Source organism: Bacillus sp. HMA207 (assembly GCF_003402455.1).
GTDB classification, from domain to species: Bacteria; Bacillota; Bacilli; order Bacillales; family Bacillaceae_G; genus Bacillus_A; species Bacillus_A cereus.
Genome location: NZ_BEZT01000001.1, coordinates 933,819 through 948,500 on the forward strand (window position 1 = coordinate 933,819; position 14,682 = coordinate 948,500).

Sequence of the window (14,682 nt, forward strand, 5' to 3'; positions counted from 1 at the left end):
AAAAAGGCCATGATTTTAACAAGGGATTACAATTAGTTCTCTATTTGATTTTGTAATAACTTCATATCCGTCTTTTGTAATGACGATATCGTCTTCAATTCTACAACCGCCCCAGTTTGGTATGTAAATACCTGGTTCAACTGTAACAACCATACCTTCTTTTAATGTAGCTTTACTTTCTTGGGATAAGCGAAGAGGTTCATGTATTTCTAAGCCAAGACCATGACCAGTAGAATGACCAAAATATTGACCATATCCACAATCTGTAATGTAGTTTCTTGTTACATCATCGATACTTTTCGCGGTTTCTCCAGGCTTAATCGCTTCAGTCCCACGTTTTAACGCTTCTCGTACAACATTGTATATTTTTTTGAATTCTTCCGATGGTTCCCCTATTGCTACAGTACGTGTTATATCAGAACAATATCCGTCATAAAGTGCACCGAAATCTAATGTAACGATGTCGCCTCGTTCAATTATTTTATTTGATGCAACTCCATGTGGAAGAGAAGAACGAACACCAGAAGCTACAATAATTTGAAATGATGAAGATGCAGCACCTTTTTTTCGCATGAAAAATTCTAATTCATCTCGTACAGCATTTTCACTTAGTCCTGGTTTTAGAAACGTAAGAATGTGGTGAAATGCTTCGTCCGCGATATTAGCTGCAATTTTCATTGTTTCTATTTCAGGCGTGTCTTTAATGATACGAATATTTTCGATAATTTCGCACACTTGAATCATTTCCGCCTGTACGTATTTTTGCAAGTTTTTATATTGTTGCAATGTCATGTTGTTTTCTTCAATTCCAAGTTTTTGAATGTTTAATTTCGATACTTGATGTGCAATTTCTTTTTCTAAATTTCCTTTATGCATAATAATTTCAGCATCTTTTATTTGTGATTTCGCTTGATCTACATAGCGGAAATCAGTGATAAAAACAGCTTGATCGGCAGAGATTAAGACGACGCCAGCGCTACCTGTAAAGCCTGTTGCATATTGGCGATTTTCTTTTTTTGTAATAAGTAACCCGTCAATTTCATAGTTTTGTAGTTGATTTTGGATTTTATTAATTTTTAAAGTCATGTTAATTCCTCCTATTCATAGTATTGAATAAAGCAAATAGCGTGCCAAAATGTATATTTGAAGAAAGGATAGTAGGGACAACATATATTTTAGGGGAGATAAAAAAATAGCCCGTAATTTGTGGGAGACGGTTTGTTCATAAAATCTAGATTGCTTCAATGAATAGCAGGGGGATGGGGAAAAATGATTGGAGTTACACTTGTACTTTATTTACATGCTGTAAAAAAATTTATACAAATGTGAAATGATACTGTCAATTTTTTTGACAATATTGAATGGATATAGCAACGAAATTGAAAACATATAAAAAATGCGCTGCATACAAGCAACGCATTTTTTTATTTATGCTTTTAATTTCATTACAATATCAGCATCTGGTGTTACATATACGGTTTGCTGATTGTCGTACGTAACAAAACCAAGTTTTGCACCACTCGGTTTTTTGACATGGCGTATTTTGGTGAAATCAACAGGTACAGAGCTAGACTCTTTCGCTTTACTGTAATAGGCAGCAATTTTGGCAGCTTCTAGTAAAGTTTCTTCAGCAGGCTCTAAAGAACGAATGACAACGTGAGAGCCAGGTATATCTTTCGTATGTAACCAAATTTCATCACGGCGGGCAAACTTCGTTGTTAAATAATCATTTTGTTTATTGTTTTTACCAACGAAAATCTCTGTGCCATCACTTGCTACATATTTATCTAATACTGGTTTAGTAGGCTTTTTCTTTGCGTTTTTCGTTTTGCGATTGCGCACATAACCTTCTTCAGCTAATTCCTCACGAATTTCTTCAATGTCTTTTGAAGAAGCAGCTTCCATTTGTTGAAGTAAGCTATCAAAATAAAGAATTTCTTCATTTGTTTTTTCAATTTGTTCTTCTACAACAACAACTGAATTTTTTGCTTTTTGATACTTTTGGAAATAGCGTTGTGCATTTTCAGATGGTGTTTTTAAAGGATCTAATGTGATTTTTACAGTTCCACCATTCTCATCGTAATAATTAACGACCTCAATATCTTTATCGCCCTTTTTTAAAGCGTACATATTGGCTGTAAGTAGCTCTCCAAATAGTTGATACTTATCTGCTTTTCCAGCATCTTGCAGTGTTTTTTCGAGTTTAATGAGTTTTTTCTCGTTTTTATTTTTTTCGTTTTGCATAAAGCGTTCTAAATCATGAGCTTGTTGTTTTACACGATCACGTTCTGCTTTGCCAAAGAAGAAACGATCTAACAATTCGCTCACTGATGAGAATGTTTTTTCTTCTCCTTGCAAGTGTGTAAGAGGGAAAAGATAAAAGAATTCTTTTCCATTTGCAGTAATCATTGTAGGTGTATATGCATGAGATAGTAATGGTGTTTGTACAGAGAAAAATGCTTCTGATAATGCTTTCTCGTTTACCATACCGGCTTTCTTTACTACTTCTTTTGCAAATAATGGGGATATTCCCATGAAAGCACCGACGAGTTGTTTATCCATATTTCCAGATAGAAAGTCTAGCGGTCTAATAAAATCATCTGCGGTTTCAATTTGCAGAGGATTGATTTTATGTTGGGCTGGTGGCGCGACGTACTCAGCACCAGCATATACAGTTCGGTGACGGTTTACGGCTAATGAAACGTGTTTTAAGCTATCTAAAATCACGTTTGTTTTCGTATCTAATAAGATAATGTTACTATGTCGTCCCATTATTTCAATTACTAATGTTTTTAATGATTCGTCTCCGATCTCATTACGACTGCGAACTGTAATTTGAATAATGCGTTCTAAGTCGATTTGTTCAATTTTTTCAATAAATCCACCTTCTAAATGTTTGCGAAGAAGCATACAGAACATCGGCGGTATTGCTGGCGAATCGTAGTTTTGATTCGTTAAGTGCATACGCGCATATGTAGGATGAGATGAAAGAATTAGTTTTTGGTTCTTTCCATTCGCTCGAATATGTAATAAAATCTCGTATTTTGAAGGTTGATATATTTTGGAAATTCTTCCTGTGTAAAGAGAATTTTCAATTTCATGTGTAATCGCTCTTGTAAATAATCCATCGAATGCCATAAATGAACACTCCTTTCTAACTAAATGTTAATTATAGCATTTTTTTGGACGAGGCTGAATAAGCTTTCAATAGAGTATGTCTGGAATCAGGAGGTCGATAGCAGGATGAACTGGTATGGAATGCGAGCACATGAAGTGGAAGAAAGAACGAATACGAATGTAAAGGTTGGACTTACAGAGAAAGAAGCAGAAGGGCGAGTAAAGAAATTTGGTACTAATGAATTAGAAGAAGCAAAAAGGCCTTCTGCACTAATGGTATTTTTAGCACAGTTTAAAGATTTCATGGTACTCGTTTTGTTTGGAGCAACAATTGTTTCTGCGTTTTTAGGTGAATACATTGATTCTATTGCTATTGTTGCCATTGTTATTATCAATGGTATTCTCGGCTTTTTTCAAGAAAGAAAAGCTGAAAAATCATTGGAAGCTTTAAAGGAACTAGCTGCCCCGCAAGTTACTGTAATGCGGAATGGAAAGTGGGTAAAAGCACCATCTAAAGCACTTGTTTTAGGTGATATTATTAAGTTTTCCAGTGGTGATCGTATTGGGGCTGATGTGCGTCTTGTTGAGGCATCAAGTTTATATATTGAAGAGTCTGCTTTGACAGGGGAGTCCGTACCTGTACAAAAGAAGGTAGAAGCACTGCAAGGGCAAGATGTTGCAATTGGGGATCAAAAAAATATGGCTTTTATGGGGACAATGATTACGCGAGGATCTGGTACAGGAGTCGTTGTAGCAACTGGTATGAATACAGCGATGGGGCAAATTGCAAATATGTTGCAAAATGCAGAGCAAATGGAAACGCCACTGCAAAGAAGGTTAGAACAGCTCGGAAAAATATTAATTATTGTAGCTCTTATTTTGACAGCGCTCGTTGTATTGGCTGGTGTGTATCAAGGGAATGAAGTATATCATATGTTTTTAGCTGGGGTATCGCTAGCTGTTGCGGCTATTCCAGAAGGATTGCCAGCAATTGTTACAGTAGCTTTATCACTTGGTGTACAGCGTATGATAAAAAAGAGAGCAATTGTAAGGAAGTTACCGGCCGTAGAAACGTTAGGCTGCGCTTCTGTTATATGCTCTGATAAAACGGGAACAATGACACAAAACAAAATGATGGTAACACATATGTGGTCAGGCGGAGAATTGTGGAAAGTGACAGGGCAAGGATATGAACCTAATGGCTCTTTTATGAAAGGTGAAAAAGAAGTGAATCCAGCTAAGACAAAATCACTTTATCAGCTACTTACATTTGGTTCACTATGTAACAATGCAAATATTATTCAAAAGAAAAAGGCGTACGTATTAGATGGGGATCCAACAGAGGGAGCGCTTGTAGCTGCAGCAATGAAAGCTGGGATAACACGTGAGGCATTGAAAGGGAAATTTGAAATTATTCGTGAATTTCCATTTGATTCAACTCGAAAAATGATGAGTGTTATTGTACGAGATCGAGAGGGGAAAAAGTTTATTGTTACGAAAGGAGCACCGGATGTTCTTTTGCAAATGAGTCAAACAATCTTATGGGGGGATAAGCAGCAGCCGTTAAGTGAGCTATATAGAAAAGAAGTACAGGCGGCTATTCATAGCTTAGGTAGTCAAGCGCTTCGAACAATTGCAGTTGCGTTTAAACCTTTAAAAGTCACGGATTCTATTGAACATGAAAGAGACGTTGAAAAAGATTTTATGTTGGTTGGGATACAAGGTATGATTGACCCGCCAAGGCCAGAAGTCGCGCAGGCGGTAAAAGAGTGTAAAGAAGCTGGTATTCGAACAGTAATGATTACAGGTGATCATAAAGTGACAGCAATGGCGATTGCTGAACAATTAGGAGTTTTACCACCAGATGGACGCGTTGTTGAAGGAGTAGAACTCGCGAATATGGATGTGGAGGAATTAGAAAATGTTGTAGAAGATACGTATGTATTCGCTCGTGTATCACCTGAGCATAAATTGAAAATTGTTAAAGCATTGCAAAATCAAGGACATATAGTAGCGATGACAGGTGATGGAGTGAACGATGCTCCAGCTATAAAAACAGCGGATATTGGGATAGCGATGGGGATTACAGGGACAGATGTTGCAAAAGAAGCCTCTTCACTTGTTTTACTAGATGATAATTTTGCTACAATTAAGTCAGCGATTAAAGAAGGAAGAAATATATACGAGAACATACGTAAGTTCATTCGCTACTTATTGGCGTCAAATGTTGGAGAAATTTTAGTTATGTTATTTGCGATGTTACTTGCATTACCACTGCCGATGGTTCCTATTCAAATTTTATGGGTGAACTTAGTTACTGATGGTTTACCAGCGATGGCATTAGGTTTGGATAAGGCTGAAGGAGATGTGATGAAGAGAACACCGCGTCACCCGAAAGAAGGGGTATTCGCTAGAGGGCTTGCGTGGAAAATAATAAGTCGAGGGTTTTTAATTGGAGCAGTGACGTTAGTGGCGTTTATTATTGCGTATAACCAACATCCAAATGAACTGAAATATGCACAAACTGTAGCGTTCGCGACGTTGGTACTTGCACAGCTTATTCATGTATTTGATTGTCGTAGTGAGCATTCTGTCTTTCACCGTAATCCATTTGGGAACGTGTATTTAGTAGGGGCGGTTATTATTTCGTTACTACTTATGCTAGTGGTTATATATTATCCACCGTTACAACCGATCTTTAGCACAATGCCGATACAAGCAAGAGATTGGTTATTAATTGGAGGTTTGTCATCAATTCCGACTTTCTTACTAGTAGGTTCTTTATTAACAGGGAAAAAGGCTAAGAAGAAAAAGCCGATGTTATATAAGAAGGGATTAAACTTGAAATAGTCAATGTTATGAAAATGTGATATAATTTACAGAAGGTAGTAGAGCCTTGTCTCTATTACCTTTTTCATTGAGTTATTTTATGGCTTGGATGTGATAAAAATGATTTCTAGTATGACAGGGTTTGGAAGATCGAAAGTAGAAAGTGATACTTTTCAAATTACAGTAGAAATGAAATCGGTGAACCACCGTTTTTTAGAGATGAGTATTCGACTTCCTAAGCAAATGATGGTATTTGAGGACAAAATTCGTAAAATAATTGCACAGCAAGTTCGACGTGGACGCATCGAAGTGTCTATTAGTATAGCAGGTGAAGGACTTGTTGAAAGAAAATTAAGTGTGAATTGGTCACTTCTTGAGCAGTACCAATCGATGATGGAAGATATAAAAGGGAAATTTCAATTACAAGATTCTATTACACTCGAACAATTAATGGCAATGCCAGAAGTAACAGCAATTGAAGAAATAGAAAATGTAAATGAACATTTTGAGAACAGTTTATATGAGGCTGTTCGTCAAGCTGCTCATATGTTGAAAACGATGAGAGATGGCGAAGGAGAACGATTACATAAAGATATAGCGTATCGTTTACAAGAGATTAGCAATTGTGTAAATGCGATTATTCCACATGCACCAATTGTTACACAAAAATATCGTGAACGATTAGAAAATCGCTTAAAAGAATTACATAATCAAGATCTAGATGAACAAAGATTGCTAACAGAAGTCGCAATCTTTGCAGAGCGTTGTGATATTCATGAAGAGTTAGTTCGTTTGCAAAGTCATTTAGAGCAATTTCGTGAAACATTGCAGATTGAAGAGCCTGTTGGAAGGAAAATGGATTTCATCGTGCAAGAGATGCATAGAGAAATTAATACGATTGGTTCTAAGGCAAATGACTTAACAATTTCAAAATATGTTGTAGAAATGAAAAATAACCTTGAAAAAATTCGTGAACAAGTACAAAATATTGAGTAGCTTTCAAAAAATATATAAAGTTATACGTGGTGGAGAAATCGGATAGACTTACTAGGAGGCGCAAACTATGGCCATGCGGTTTTTAAATATTGGATACGGAAATATTGTATCTGCTCATCGAATTATTGCTATTGTAAGTCCGGAGTCAGCTCCTATTAAACGAACAGTACAAGAAGCACGCGAACATAATGCTTTGCTTGATGCTACGTATGGGAGAAAAACAAGGGCGGTTATTGTTATGGATGATGGGCATGTTGTATTAAGTCCAATTCAACCAGAGACGATTGCACATCGTTTGAATAATAAAGAAGATTTAAGTGAGGAAGGGTAGGTTTTACATATTTATGAGAAGTAGAAGAGGATTGCTCATCGTTCTTTCAGGGCCTTCTGGGGTTGGAAAAGGGACGGTTCGTAAAGAGCTGTTTAGCCATGAGGATACACGTTTTCAGTACTCTATTTCAGTAACGACACGTAAGCCGCGTGAAGGTGAAGTAGATGGTGTGGATTATTTCTTTAAAGAAAGAGAAGAATTCGAGGAAATGATTCGTAATGAAAAATTACTTGAGTGGGCTGAGTTCGTAGGTAATTATTACGGAACACCGATTGACTATGTTGAAAAAACATTACAAGAAGGAAAAGATGTATTCTTAGAAATTGAAGTGCAAGGAGCAATTCAAGTTAAGAAAGCTTTCCCAGAAGGTGTATTTATTTTCTTAGCACCTCCAAGTTTATCTGAACTAAAGAGCCGTATTGTCGGACGTGGTACAGAGACTGAAGATGTTATTGAAAATCGTTTAACTGTAGCGAAAGAAGAAATCGAGATGATGGACGCTTACGACTATGTAGTAGAAAACGATCAAGTTGAATTAGCTTGTGATAGAATTAAAGCAATTGTGGTTGGCGAACATTGCCGCCGCGAAAGGGTAGCAAAATATTATAAAGAAATGACGGAGGGTCTATAATTATGTTAAATCCATCAATTGACTCATTACTACAAAAAATCGATTCTAAGTACACTTTAGTAACAGTGGCTGCAAAACGCGCACGTGAAATGCAACTTGCTAATAACTGTGTTGTAGAAAAACCTGTTTCTCATAAATGTGTAGGTAAAGCATTAGAAGAAATCGATGCAGAAGCATTAAGCTACGTACCAAGTGAAGATAAAGTAGCTGAATAAGCCTTTGCCTTCGACAAAATAAAACATAGACTTTATAATTTTCTATGTAACGGTAACAACCTATTTACAAGTAGGTTGTTATTTTTTTACGAAAGGAATGAAATATTGGTACTGACGAGCTGAGAATTCTATTTCAGTATTATAAGTTTGAAAAAGAAAGAGGACGAGTCATATGCTAAAAGGGAAAAAGATACTTCTATGTGTAACAGGAGGCATTGCGGTTTTTAAAGCAGCTGCGTTAACGAGTAAATTGACACAATCTGGCGCGATTGTCAAAGTAATGATGAGTGAGTCGGCAATGAAGTTTGTTACGCCTCTTACATTCCAAGCGCTTTCTCGCCATGATGTATATACGGATACATTCGATGAGAAAGACTCAGCTGTTATTGCTCATATTGATTTAGCAGATTGGGCGGATGTTGTACTTGTCGCACCTGCTACTGCCAATTGTATTGGAAAGTTAGCTGGTGGTATTGCAGATGATATGATTACAACTACTTTGTTAGCTACTACAGCTCCGGTATGGATTGCGCCTGCTATGAATGTGCATATGTATGAAAATAAAATAGTTCAAAAAAATATGATGACATTGAAAACGCTAGGATATACATTTATTGAGCCTGGGGAAGGCTTTTTAGCATGTGGATATGTAGCGAAGGGACGACTAGAAGAACCTGAAGCAATTATTGCACGGTTAGAGGAAGCTTTCTCAGAACACAAACCATTGCAGGGAAAAAGAATATTAATAACTGCTGGCCCAACACGTGAAAAGGTTGATCCAGTTCGTTTTATGACGAATTTTTCTTCTGGGAAAATGGGGTATGCGATTGCGGAAGTGGCAGCGAATTTAGGCGCTGATGTTATACTCGTTTCAGGACCGACAGCATTAAATCCACCGTTACATGTAACGACAGTGCAAGTGGAATCTGCACAAGATATGTTAGAAGCAGTTCTTCAACATTATCAAAACGTAGACGTTGTCATTAAAACAGCAGCAGTTGCAGATTATCGTCCGAAATATGTGCATGAGAATAAAATGAAAAAGCAAAATGGTGATGCTGTCATTGAACTTGAAAGAACGGTGGATATTTTAAAAACGTTAGGTCAGAAAAAGGATAAACAGTTACTTATCGGTTTTGCTGCTGAAACGACAAATGTAGAGGAATATGCAACGAAAAAACTACGTGAGAAAAATGCAGATATGATTGTCGCGAATGATGTAAAAGCGCAAGGAGCTGGATTTGGCACGGATACGAATATTGTAACAATGTATAGAAAAGATGGAAAAGTTATTGAGTTGCCACTTTTAATGAAAAAAGAGGTAGCTCGTGAAATATTGAAGCAAATTGAAATGATGTTAGAAGATGATCGTTTATGAAATTTGCAAGTGTAATTGTTGATGTACCTGCCCGTCAGACAGATCGACCATTTGATTATATTATTCCTAAAAAATGGGAAGATATTGTACAGACAGGAATGCGTGTAGTAGTTCCGTTTGGGCCAAGAAAATTGCAAGGTTTTATTATTGGGATTAAAGATTCGGTGGATGTAGAAAGTAAGAAGTTAAAGACAATCCATGAAATATTAGATGTAACACCGGTTTTAAATGATGAATTATTAAAGCTTGGATATTGGCTTACAAGTGAAACGTTATGCTACATGATTTCAGCTTTTCAAGTGATGCTTCCAACTGCGATAAAAGCAACGTATAAAAAACGTCTACAACTTTGTAAACAGGAAGAAATAGCACCTGAAATACTATATTTATTTCAGGATAAAGAAGCAATTGATTTTGAAGTAATCGAGCAACAGCCACATTTATACCGAACTATTCAACAAGAAATTAAAAATGGTACGGTTGAAGTCGCTTATCAAGTGAAAGATAAAGTACAAAAGAAGAAGCAAAGAGTGGTTCAGCCGGAGTTGCCAGAAGATAAATTGGAATTAGCGGCATTTGAACTGAAAAGTAAAAAACAACAAGATGTACTTTATTATTTTGTGGAAAATTATAAAAGTACACCGTTGAAAGTAATTACAGAAGAGTTACAAATAACAGATGCTCCAATAAAAGCACTTGTTAAAAAGGGATTCATTTCAGAAAAGTATGTGGAAGTATACCGAAATCCGTATGACGATGATGATTTTGAACAAACAAAACCATTTCCACTTACGGAGGAACAAAAACAAGTTATTACACCGATTTTATCATCAATTACAAATGAAACTTATAATCCATTTTTACTATATGGTGTTACAGGAAGTGGAAAGACAGAAGTATATTTACAATCTATAGCAGCAGTGCTCAAGAAAGGAAAAGAAGCTATCGTTCTTGTTCCTGAAATTGCACTAACGCCCCAAATGGTGGATCGTTTTAAAGGTAGGTTTGGCTCGCAAGTTGCAGTTCTTCATAGTGCGTTGTCTGTTGGAGAAAAGTATGACGAGTGGCGTAAGATTTTAAGAAAAGAAGTGAAAGTTGTAGTTGGTGCGCGTTCAGCTGTTTTTGCGCCTTTTGAGAATTTAGGGATTATTATTATTGATGAAGAGCATGAATCAAGTTACAAACAAGAAGATAATCCGAGGTATCATGCAAGAGATGTAGCTGTCTGGAGAGGACAATATCATAAATGTCCTATCGTTCTTGGTAGTGCGACACCAACACTTGAATCGTTTGCAAGGGCGAAAAAAGGTGTTTATGAACTATTAACAATGGAAAAACGTATGAATGAACAAGCTTTACCAACGGTAGAGATTGTTGACATGCGAGAAGAACTTCGTGACGGGAATCGATCAATGTTTTCTAAGGCGCTGCATGAAAAAATAGCAGATCGATTAGAAAAGAAAGAACAAATGGTACTCTTTTTAAATAGAAGAGGTCATTCTACATTTGTTATGTGCCGTGATTGTGGGTATGTTGTCCAATGTCCGCATTGTGATATTTCATTGACATATCATAAAATGAATCATCGTTTAAAATGTCATTATTGTAGTTACGAAGAGAATATGCCAACTGAGTGTCCAGCTTGTCAAAGTACATACATTCGTTTCTTTGGTACAGGTACACAAAAGGTAGAAGAAGAAATTACAAAACTATTTCCAGAGGCACGAGTCATTCGAATGGATGTAGATACGACAAGTCGAAAAGGAATGCATGAAAAATTATTAAAGGCGTTTGGGGAAGAAAAAGCAGATATATTACTTGGAACACAAATGATTGCTAAAGGATTAGATTTTCCGAAAGTAACGCTCGTTGGGGTTTTAACTGCAGATACGATGCTTCACTTACCTGATTTTCGGGCGAGTGAAAAGACATATCAGTTACTGACGCAAGTAAGTGGACGAGCGGGTAGACATGAATTGCCAGGGGAAGTTGTGATTCAAACGTATACGCCAGAACATTACAGTATAGAGTTAGCGAAGAACCAACAATATGATGTGTTTTTTGACCAAGAAATGCAAATGAGACGAACAAGACAATATCCCCCATATTACTATGTTGTACTCGTAACTGTATCTCATCCAGAATTATTAAAAGCGGTACAAGTGACGGAAAAAATTGCCTCGTATTTACGAACGCATTGCTCACAGCAAACAATGGTGCTAGGACCAGTTGCTTCAGCGATTCCAAGGATAAAAGATAGATATCGTTATCAATGCATGATAAAATACAAACGGGAACCAAACTTAAAGAACGTGCTCAAAATGGTAAATGAACATTATCAAGCAGAAATGCAAAAAGAGCTACAAATCTCAATTGATTTTAATCCAACAATGTTAATGTAGCGGAGGGAAATATGGCAGTTTTAGAAATAATAAAGCATCCAAATGAAGTGTTAGAAACACCATGCGAAAGAGTAATTAACTTTGATAAAAAGTTAGTGAAATTGTTGAAAGATATGCATGAAACAATGTTAATTGCGGACGGAGTCGGTTTAGCTGCGCCTCAAGTAGGTGTAAGCTTGCAAGTAGCGGTTGTTGATGTAGATGATGATACTGGGAAAATCGAGTTAATCAATCCATCAATATTAGAAAAACGTGGTGAACAAGTAGGTCCCGAAGGCTGTTTAAGCTTCCCGGGACTTTATGGTGAAGTAGAACGTGCCGATTATATTAAAGTAAGAGCGCAAAATCGCCGTGGGAAAGTATTCTTATTAGAAGCGGAAGGATTTTTAGCGCGTGCAATTCAACATGAAATTGATCATTTACACGGTGTTTTATTTACATCGAAAGTGACAAGATATTATGAAGAAAACGAACTAGAATAGGTGTTAAAAGGAGCGGTTTTTAAATGATAAAAGTAGTGTTTATGGGAACACCGGACTTTTCAGTGCCGGTGCTTCGTCGTCTTATTGAAGATGGCTATGAGGTAGTAGGTGTTGTGACGCAACCTGATCGTCCAGTAGGTAGAAAAAAAGTATTAACACCTACACCTGTTAAAGTTGAAGCGGAAAAACATGGTATCCCTGTGTTACAGCCGTTAAAAATTCGTGAAAAAGATGAATATGAAAAAGTATTGGCATTAGAGCCAGATTTAATTGTAACAGCTGCATTTGGGCAGATTGTACCAAATGAAATTTTAGAAGCACCAAAGTATGGGTGTATTAATGTTCACGCTTCTTTACTTCCTGAACTTCGTGGTGGTGCACCAATTCATTATGCAATTATGGAAGGTAAAGAAAAAACAGGTATTACAATTATGTATATGGTAGAAAAATTGGATGCTGGTGATATCTTAACGCAAGTGGAAGTTGAAATTGAAGAGCGTGAAACGACAGGCTCATTATTTGATAAATTAAGTGAAGCAGGAGCACACCTTCTATCTAAAACAGTGCCTTTATTAATTCAAGGTAAGTTAGAACCGATTAAACAAAACGAAGAAGAAGTAACGTTTGCGTACAATATAAAACGTGAGCAAGAGAAAATTGATTGGACAAAAACAGGTGAAGAAGTATACAATCACATTCGCGGATTGAATCCATGGCCAGTTGCTTATACAACTTTAGCAGGACAAGTTGTTAAAGTATGGTGGGGGGAAAAAGTGCCTATAACTGAACCGGCTGAAGCAGGTACGATTGTTGCAATCGAAGAAGATGGTTTTGTTGTAGCAACGAGTAATGAAACAGGTGTTAAAATTACTGAATTGCAACCTTCTGGTAAAAAGCGTATGAGTTGTTCACAATTTTTACGTGGAACAAAACCTGAAATTGGAACGAAGTTAGGAGAAAATGCATGAGACAAAATGTTCGTGAATTAGCTCTTGATGGTTTAATTCAAGTGGAAAAAAGTGGTGCATATAGCAACTTACTTTTAAATAATCTAATTGAAAAAAGTGCAATTGATAGAAAAGATATTGGTTTATTAACTGAAATTGTATATGGAACGATTCAACGTCGTGACACATTAGATTATTATTTACAGCCTTTTTTAAAAAAGAAGGTTGAGGCGTGGGTAAGAGTATTGCTTCGCTTATCTTTATATCAAATGATTTATTTAGACCGAGTGCCAGAAAGAGCGGCTATTCATGAAGCGGTTGAGATTGCAAAGCGTCGCGGGCATAAAGGAATTGCTGGTATGGTGAACGGTGTATTACGTTCGATTCAGAGAGAAGGTGTACCTTCTGTAGATGAAATCAAGGATCCAGTAGAACGTCTTGCAATTACAACAAGTCATCCAGTTTGGCTTGTCCAAGAGTGGACTTCAGAATACGGTTTAGAAACTGCAGAAAAAATGTGCGAAGTAAACATGTTACCCCCTGTACCAACAGCGCGTGTGAATGTTGATAAGGTAACTGTAGAAGAAGCGATTGAGTTGTTGGCAAGTGAAGGTATAGAAGCAAAACGTGGTGACTTATCAGATGATGCTATTCAGATTGAAAGAGGAAATGTAGCGCATACAGAAGCGTTTAAAAAAGGATTTCTTTCTATTCAAGATGAAAGTTCTATGCTTGTAGCACGCGCTTTAGAACCGAATACGGGAGATGCAGTTCTTGATAGTTGTGCTGCTCCAGGCGGAAAAACAACGCATATCGCGGAACGATTAAAGGGAACTGGTAAGGTCATGTCCCTTGATTTACATGCACACAAAGTACGTTTAATTAAACAGCAAGCAGAGCGACTTGGTCTAGAAAATGTCGAAACTAAAGCGCTAGATGCTAGAAAAGTGCAAGAGCACTTTGCAAATGAAACGTTTGATAAAATATTGGTAGATGCACCGTGTTCTGGATTTGGTGTAATTAGACGTAAACCTGATATTAAGTTAGGAAAAGATAAAGGCGATAGTGAAAGATTATCGACGATTCAAATTGCAATACTAGAAAAAATAGCACCATTATTAAAACAAGGCGGTCGTCTTGTTTATAGTACGTGCACAATTGAGAAAATAGAAAATGAACAAGTAATAGAGAAATTTTTACAAGAACATCCTGAATTTGAATGGGATACTACGCTTAAAGAGCGTATGCCAGAAAATTTAACTCCGTATATTGATGAAGGTCAAGTGCAAATTTTACCGCATTATTTTGCGACGGATGGCTTTTATATTGCTTGTTTAAGGAAGAAGGTGTAGCA

12 protein-coding genes are annotated in these 14,682 nt (G+C 36.8%); 10 read left to right on the top strand and 2 right to left on the bottom strand.

Features of this window, described 5'->3' with window-relative positions:
* Window positions 1-15 precede the first annotated feature (15 nt).
* A complete protein-coding gene (locus HMAS_RS05160; RefSeq protein ID WP_000172805.1) occupies window positions 16-1,086 on the bottom strand; it encodes a M24 family metallopeptidase in 1,071 nt (356 codons plus the stop codon).
* A gap of 342 nt (window positions 1,087-1,428) precedes the next feature.
* Window positions 1,429-3,138, bottom strand: a complete 1,710-nt coding sequence (locus tag HMAS_RS05165) for an Rqc2 family fibronectin-binding protein (RefSeq protein WP_000863286.1) — start codon at window positions 3,136-3,138, stop codon at window positions 1,429-1,431.
* Window positions 3,139-3,243: 105 nt separating this feature from the next.
* Between HMAS_RS05165 and HMAS_RS05170 the strand changes: the two genes are divergently transcribed.
* The 10 genes from HMAS_RS05170 (at window position 3,244) to rsmB (ending at window position 14,680) form a co-directional block, all read left to right on the top strand.
* Window positions 3,244-5,967 carry a calcium-translocating P-type ATPase, SERCA-type gene (locus HMAS_RS05170; RefSeq protein WP_001104778.1) on the top strand — a complete coding sequence of 908 codons (2,724 nt, stop codon included), beginning with the start codon at window positions 3,244-3,246 and terminating at the stop codon, window positions 5,965-5,967.
* Between the two features lie 99 nt (window positions 5,968-6,066).
* Window positions 6,067-6,942, top strand: coding sequence for a YicC/YloC family endoribonuclease (locus tag HMAS_RS05175; protein WP_000625866.1), 876 nt, complete (start codon window positions 6,067-6,069; stop codon window positions 6,940-6,942).
* Between the two features lie 67 nt (window positions 6,943-7,009).
* Window positions 7,010-7,273, top strand: coding sequence for an extracellular matrix/biofilm regulator RemA (gene remA / locus HMAS_RS05180; protein ID WP_001251456.1), 264 nt, complete (start codon window positions 7,010-7,012; stop codon window positions 7,271-7,273).
* Window positions 7,274-7,286: 13 nt separating this feature from the next.
* A complete protein-coding gene (gene gmk, locus HMAS_RS05185) occupies window positions 7,287-7,904 on the top strand; it encodes a guanylate kinase (protein WP_001257741.1) in 618 nt (205 codons plus the stop codon).
* A 2-nt stretch (window positions 7,905-7,906) separates the two neighbouring features.
* The gene (rpoZ, locus tag HMAS_RS05190) at window positions 7,907-8,119 is read left to right on the top strand and encodes a DNA-directed RNA polymerase subunit omega (protein WP_000933960.1); all 213 of its coding nucleotides are present in this window, start codon (window positions 7,907-7,909) and stop codon (window positions 8,117-8,119) included.
* Between the two features lie 172 nt (window positions 8,120-8,291).
* A complete protein-coding gene (gene coaBC, locus HMAS_RS05195) occupies window positions 8,292-9,497 on the top strand; it encodes a bifunctional phosphopantothenoylcysteine decarboxylase/phosphopantothenate--cysteine ligase CoaBC (protein WP_000911750.1) in 1,206 nt (401 codons plus the stop codon).
* Complete coding sequence (gene priA / locus HMAS_RS05200; RefSeq protein WP_116344713.1) at window positions 9,494-11,899, top strand: primosomal protein N'; 2,406 nt, start codon at window positions 9,494-9,496, stop codon at window positions 11,897-11,899. The genes coaBC and priA overlap by 4 nt, the downstream gene beginning before the upstream one ends.
* Before the next feature lie 11 nt (window positions 11,900-11,910).
* Window positions 11,911-12,381: a peptide deformylase gene (gene def / locus HMAS_RS05205; RefSeq protein WP_000279455.1), complete on the top strand. Its 471-nt coding sequence runs from the start codon at window positions 11,911-11,913 to the stop codon at window positions 12,379-12,381.
* A gap of 23 nt (window positions 12,382-12,404) precedes the next feature.
* Window positions 12,405-13,349, top strand: coding sequence for a methionyl-tRNA formyltransferase (gene fmt, locus HMAS_RS05210; RefSeq protein ID WP_000598804.1), 945 nt, complete (start codon window positions 12,405-12,407; stop codon window positions 13,347-13,349).
* The gene (gene rsmB, locus HMAS_RS05215; protein WP_116344714.1) at window positions 13,346-14,680 is read left to right on the top strand and encodes a 16S rRNA (cytosine(967)-C(5))-methyltransferase RsmB; all 1,335 of its coding nucleotides are present in this window, start codon (window positions 13,346-13,348) and stop codon (window positions 14,678-14,680) included. The genes fmt and rsmB overlap by 4 nt, the downstream gene beginning before the upstream one ends.
* The last annotated feature ends 2 nt before the right edge of the window (window positions 14,681-14,682 follow it).